Below are 6,815 nucleotides of genomic sequence, written 5' to 3'. Positions count from 1 at the left end.
GGAAGCCGCCGCGGGCGGGGGCGCCGGCGGACCGGCGGCCCCGCCCGCGGCGGCTTCCTCGACGAGGTGGACCGGTTCGACGCCGGATTCTTCGGTATCCCGCCCCGTGAGGCGGCGGCGATGGACCCCCAGCAGCGACTGCTGCTGGAGCTGGGCTGGGAGGCGCTGGAGGAGGCCGGGATCGTCCCCGGTGTGCTGGCCGGAAGCCGAACCGCCGTCTTCGCCGGCGCCATCTGGGACGACTACGCGGCGCTCCACCACCGCAGGGGCGGGGCGGACGGGGACCGGTACTCCATGACGGGGCTGCACCGCGGCATCCTCGCCAACCGGCTCTCGTACGTGCTCGGACTCACCGGTCCGAGTCTGACCGTGGACACGGCCCAGTCCTCGTCGCTGGTCGCGGTCCATCTCGCCTGCGAGAGCCTGCGCGGCGGTGAGTCCGACCTTGCCGTCGTCGGCGGTACGAATCTGATCCTCTCCCCCGGCAGCAGCGCGGACAGCGCGAAGTTCGGGGCCCTTTCACCCGACGGCCGCTGCTTCACGTTCGATGCGCGCGCCAACGGCTACGTACGCGGCGAGGGCGGTGTCGCCGTCGTCCTCAAGCCGCTGGACAGGGCCCGGGCCGACGGCGACCGGGTGCACTGCGTGATCCTGGGCAGCGCGGTCAACAACGACGGCGCGTCGGACGGGCTCACGGTCCCCGACCGGGGTGCGCAGGAGGCGGTGCTGCGCGAGGCGTACGCCCGCGCTGGTGTCACGGCCGACGAGGTCCAGTACGTCGAGCTGCACGGCACGGGCACACCGGTGGGCGACCCGGTGGAGGCCGCCGCGCTCGGCGCGGCGCTCGGTACCGCCCGGCCTGCCGGCGCCCCGCTCCAGGTGGGCTCGGCGAAGACGAACGTCGGGCATCTGGAAGGCGCGGCCGGCCTGGTGGGGCTGCTGAAGGCCGCGCTGTCCGTGTCCCGGCGCCGGATCCCGGCCAGCCTCAACTTCGATGTGCCCAACCCGGCCATCCCGCTGGCGGACCTGGGCCTGCGGGTCCGGACCGAGGAAGGTCCCTGGCCCCGGGAGGAGCTGCCGCTGATCGCGGGGGTCAGCTCCTTCGGGATGGGCGGGACCAACTGCCATGTGGTGGTAGCGGATGCGACGGAAGCCGGATCCGGTGGGGCGGCCGGCAACTCCGGGGAAGCCGATTCCGGTGGGGCCGGCGGCTCCGGGGAAGCCCGGGACGCGGGGGAGTCCGGTTCAGGTGCGGTCGCCGACGGCTCCGGTGCGGCGGCCGGCTCCGGATCCGGGGAAGCCCGGGACACGGCGAAGTCCGGTTCCGGTACGGTCGCCGGCGGCTCCGGGGAAGCTGCGGATACGCCGGCTGCCGATACGCCGCGGCCGCCCGTCCCCTGGCTGCTCAGCGGCCGTGACGGGCGGGCCCTGCGCGGTCAGGCCGCCCGGCTCCGCGACCGGCTGACGGCCGGCGGCCCCGACGCGTCGCCCCTCGACATTGCGTACTCCCTCGCCACCACCCGCACCCTCTTCGACGAGCGGGCCGTCGCAGTGGCGGCCGACCGGGACGCGCTGCTGCGCGCGGTCGAGGCTCTGGCGGAGGACCGGGACGACCCCGCTCTCGTACGCGGCAGCGCGCACACGCAGACCCTCACGGCGTTCCTCTTCACCGGGCAGGGCAGTCAGCGCGCCGGGATGGGGCGCGAACTGTACGCCGGGTACGCGGAGTTCGCCGCGGCCTTCGACCGCGTCTGCGCGGCCTTCGCCCCGCATCTGGAGCGCCCGCTGGGGGACATCGTCCTCGCGGCGGAAGGATCGCCGGAGGCAGCGCTGCTGGACGAGACGCGCTATACGCAGCCCGCGCTCTTCGCCGTCGAGACGGCACTCTTCCGGCTGGTGGAGCACCTGGGCCTGCGCCCGGACCGGCTCGCCGGGCATTCGATCGGCGAGCTGACCGCCGCCCATGTGTCCGGTGTGCTGTCGCTCGACGATGCCGCGCGTCTGGTGGCCGCCCGGGGCCGGCTGATGCAGGGGCTTCCGGCGGGCGGTGCGATGGCCGCGGTGGAGGCGACCGAGCAGGAGGTGGTCCCGCATCTCACCGACCGGATCTCGATCGCCGCCGTCAACGGTCCGCGCGCGGTCGTCGTCTCGGGCGACGAGCCCGATGTCGTAAGGGTCAAGGAAGCCTTCGCCTCCCAGGGGCGGCGCACCCGACGGTTGACGGTCAGCCATGCCTTTCATTCGCCGCTGATGGATCCGGTCCTCGACGCGTTCCGGCGGATCGCCGGGGAGCTGGAGTTCCGTGCTCCGAGGATTCCGGTCGTCTCGAACGTCACGGGTGACTTCGCGACCGCCGAGGAACTCGCCTCGCCCGATTACTGGACACGGCACATCCGCGACGCCGTCCGCTTCCATGACGGACTGCGCACGTTGCGGGACGACGGTGTGGGTGTCTTCGTCGAGCTGGGCCCCGACGCCGTCCTGACCGCTCTGGCCCGTGAATCACTCGGTGACGGACAGCCCGCGCCGTTGTCGGTGCTGCGGCGCGGTCGGCCCGAGCCGGAGACGCTGACGACCGCGCTGGCCCAGGCGCACGTGCGCGGTGCCCGGGTGGACTGGGCGGACGCACTCGCGGCACGGGGCGGCAGGACCGTCCCGCTGCCCACGTACGCGTTCCAGCGGGACCGGCACTGGCTGGAGGACGGCCCGGCCGCGGCGCCGGACGCGGCGGTGCCGGTGCGGGAGGCCGGACCCGGACAGGAGGCGGGGCCCGGACAGGAGGCCGCGCCCGCGCAAGGGGCGGCGCCCGGCACGGACCTGCTGGAGCTGGTCCGGACGCAGGTCGCGATCGTGCTGGGACATGTCACCGGCGACGCGATCGATCCCGGCCTTGCGTTCAAGGACCTCGGATTCGACTCGCTGGCCGGCGTGGAACTGCGCGACCGGCTCCGGACCGCGACCGGACTCTCGCTGCCCTCGGCCCTCGTCTACAACCACCCGACTCCGGAGGCCGTGGTCCGCCTGTTGCGCGACCGGCTCGACGGGTCCGAGGGGAGGGCCGGGGCCGGGCTGCCGGCCGCCCGCACGGATACGGCGTCCCAGGTGGACGAGCCGATCGCCATCGTGGGCATGGCATGCCGCTACCCGGGCCAGGTGGCCTCGCCCGAGGACCTGTGGAATCTGGTCGCCGGGGGCACTGACGCCATCGGCCCGTTCCCCACGGACCGGGGCTGGGACCTGGCAGCGCTGTACGACCCGGACCCGGACCGGCCCGGCACCTCCTACGTCAGGGAGGGCGGATTCCTTTACGACGCGGGTGAGTTCGACGCCGGGCTCTTCGGAATCAGTCCGCGCGAGGCGGCGGCGATGGACCCGCAGCAGCGGCTGCTGCTCACCACGGCGTGGGAGGCCTTCGAACGGGCCGGTATCGCGCCCGACAGTCTGCGCGGCAGCGCGTCCGGGGTGTTCGTCGGCGCGACCGCCCAGGACTACGGGCCCCGCCTGCACGAACCGGCCGAGGGCCTGGACGGCTATCTGCTCACCGGCAGTACGGCGAGTGTCGCCTCGGGGCGTGTCGCCTACACCTTCGGCCTCGAGGGCCCGGCGGTGACGGTCGACACGGCGTGCTCCTCGTCCCTGGTGGCACTGCATCTGGCGGCCCAGGCCCTGCGGCAGGGCGAATGCGACCTGGCACTCGCCGGCGGGGTGACCGTGATGCCGACCCCGGGGATGTTCCTGGAGTTCAGCCGGCAGCGCGGCCTCGCGTCGGACGCGCGCTGCAAGGCCTTCGCCGCAGGCGCCGACGGCACCGCGTGGTCGGAGGGGGTGGGGCTGCTGCTCGTGGAGCGGCTGTCCGACGCCCGGCGCAACAATCACCAGGTGCTCGCGGTCGTACGGGGCTCCGCCGTCAACCAGGACGGTGCGAGCAACGGCCTCACCGCACCCAACGGCCCCTCGCAGGAGCGCGTCATCCGCCAGGCCCTGGCCCATGCCGGACTCGGCACGTCCGATGTGGACGCGGTGGAGGCCCACGGGACCGGGACACGTCTCGGCGACCCGATCGAGGCCGATGCCCTGCTGGCCACGTACGGGCAGGGCAGGCCGGCCGGACAGCCGCTGCTGCTGGGTTCGCTGAAGTCGAACATCGGGCACGCCCAGGCGGCGGCCGGAGTGGGCGGCATCATCAAGATGGTCGAGGCCATGCGCCACGGCCTGCTGCCCCGCACGCTGCACGTGGACGCGCCGTCGCCGCATGTGGACTGGGAGGCGGGTGCGGTGCGCCTGCTGGTCGACGACGTGCCCTGGCCGGAGCACGACCGGCCGCGCCGGGCGGCCGTGTCGTCCTTCGGGATCAGCGGGACAAACGCCCACGTCATCCTGGAACAGGCCCCGCAATCCCATGATTCGGTGCCGGTCACCCCCGAACCCGGAGATTCCGAGCCGGTGTTGTGGCCACTGTCCGCTCAGAACACCGGCTCACTGCGTGAGCAGGCCGTGCGACTGCGCGCGTATGTCAGGGAACACCCGGAGGCCGAACCCCAGCAGCTCGCTTCGGCGTTGTACCGGGGGCGGGCAGATCTTGAGCATCGTGGGGTGGTGTTGGCGGGTGACCGGGACCGGGCCCTCGACGCCCTGACCGCACTCGCGACGGACAAGGAACACCCGGCACTCGTACGGGGCACCGCCGCACCCACACCCCGCATCGCCTACCTCCTCACCGGCCAGGGCAGCCAGCACCCCCGAATGGGCCACACCCTCTACACCACACAACCCGCCTTCGCCACCGCCCTGGACCAAGCCTGCGACGCACTCGACCCACACCTCGAACACCCCCTGCGCGACATCATGTTCGCCGCTCCAGGCACCCCCGACGCTGAGCTGCTGAACGAAACCCGCTACACCCAGCCCGCACTCTTCGCCCTCCAAACAGCACTCCACCACCTACTCACACATCACGGTGTCACCCCCCACTACCTCACCGGCCACTCCATCGGCGAACTGGTCGCCGCCCACGTCTGCGGGGCCCTGTCGTTGCCGGACGCCGCGCGCCTGGTCGCCGCACGAGGCCTCCTGATGCAGGCGCTGCCGGAGGGCGGGGCCATGGCAGCGCTGCGGGCGAGCGAGGACGAGGTGGCACCGCTCCTCACCGGGGACGTCGCCGTCGCCGCCGTCAACGGCCCCGAGTCCGTCGTCGTGTCGGGCACCGCCGGTGCCGTACGGGCCGTGACGGACCACTTCGCGGCGCTGGGCCGCCCGGCCAAGCCGCTGCGGGTGTCACACGCCTTCCACTCGCCGCTGATGGAACCCATGCTGGCCGACTTCGCGCGCGCCGCCGCCGGGATGACAGTGGCGGAACCGTCCGTCCCGCTCGTCTCCACCCTGACCGGACGCATCGTGACGGCCGCCGACCTCGCCGACCCCCAGCACTGGGTCGCACACGTGCGGGAAGCGGTACGGTTCGCCGACGCCGTACGCACTCTGGACGAGGCGGGTGTCACCACCTACGTGGAGATCGGCCCGGACGCGGCGCTGTCCGCCCTCGGTCCCGGCTGCCTGCCCGACACCACCACTGCCGCGTTCCTGCCGCTGTCCCGCCGCGACCGCGACGAGGCGGCGGAACTGGTGGGAGCCCTCGCGCTCGCCCATGTACGCCATGTCCCGGTCGACTGGCCGCAGTTCTTCGCCGGCAGCGGGGCGAACCGCATCGACCTGCCGACGTACGCGTTCCGCCGCGAGCCGTTCTGGGCGCTGCCCGAACGCGGCGGGGCCGACCTCACCGCCGCCGGACTCGGCGCGACGGAACACCCGCTGCTCGGCGCGGTCGTGGCGCTCCCCGACGGCGGCGCCCTCCTGACCGGCCGGCTGAACCGGACCGACCTGCCCTGGCTCGACGACCACGACCTGCTCGGGACCCCCGTCCTGCCCGCCGCCGCCTTCGCCGACCTCGCCCTGAGCGCCGGTACGGAGACGGGCTGCCCCCGCCTGGACGAGCTGACGGTGACGGCTCAGCTGCCACTCGCCGCCGGCCCCGGAACCGCGCTCCGCGTCACCGTCGGAGCGCCCGCGGACGACGGCCGCCGCACCGTCGACATCCACTCCAGGACGCAGGGTGCGCGACCGGAGGACGGCGAAGCCGCCTGGGTCCGGCACGCCCGGGGCGTCCTCGCCCCGCCCGCCGCCGACCCGGCCGGCGAGACGACCGCCTGGCCACCGCCCGGCGCCACCCCGGTGGACCCGGCCGCCCTCTACGACCGGTTGTTCGCCCTCGGCCACGGCCTCGGCCCGGTCTTCCGTACGATCGGCTCCGCCTGGCGGCGCGGGGACGAACTCTTCGCCGACGCCGTACTCGACGAGCAGACGGCCCGTGAGCAGTGCGTGCTGCACCCGGCCCTGCTCGACGCGGCCGTCCAGCTGGCCCGCTTCGGCGCCCGGCCCGACGGCGCGGAGCCGGACGACGGCGCGCCGCTGAGCCCCGCGGCCTGGACCGGCGTACAGGCGCACCGCACCGGCGCCACCGAACTGCGGATACGGGTCCGGCCGACCGGTCCGGACCGCGCGTCGTTCGACCTCGCGGACGGCCAGGGGCGGCCCGTGCTGACCGCCGCGGACATCACCTGGAAGCCGGTCACCCCGGCCGAACTGACCGCCGGCACCCCTGCGGGCGCGCTGTACCGGCTGGAGTGGGCACCCGCACCGGTCGACATCGCCGACCTCGGATCCAGGACCGCCGTCCTCGCCGCTGCCGGACCCCTCGACGACCCACGTACCGGCCTCCCCTTCCCCGCCTTCGACCCGCGCGACCCCCTGGACGGGGA

General features: G+C 74.1%; 1 protein-coding gene. It reads left to right on the top strand.

Annotated elements, in window-relative coordinates:
* On the top strand, positions 1 to 6,815 hold a 6,815-nt coding region (locus JGS39_RS34385; protein WP_219573673.1), incomplete at both ends, for a type I polyketide synthase.

The organism is Streptomyces poriferorum (assembly GCF_019399235.1).
GTDB classification, from domain to species: Bacteria; Actinomycetota; Actinomycetes; order Streptomycetales; family Streptomycetaceae; genus Streptomyces; species Streptomyces poriferorum.
This window is presented reverse-complemented; position numbering and strand designations above follow the sequence as displayed.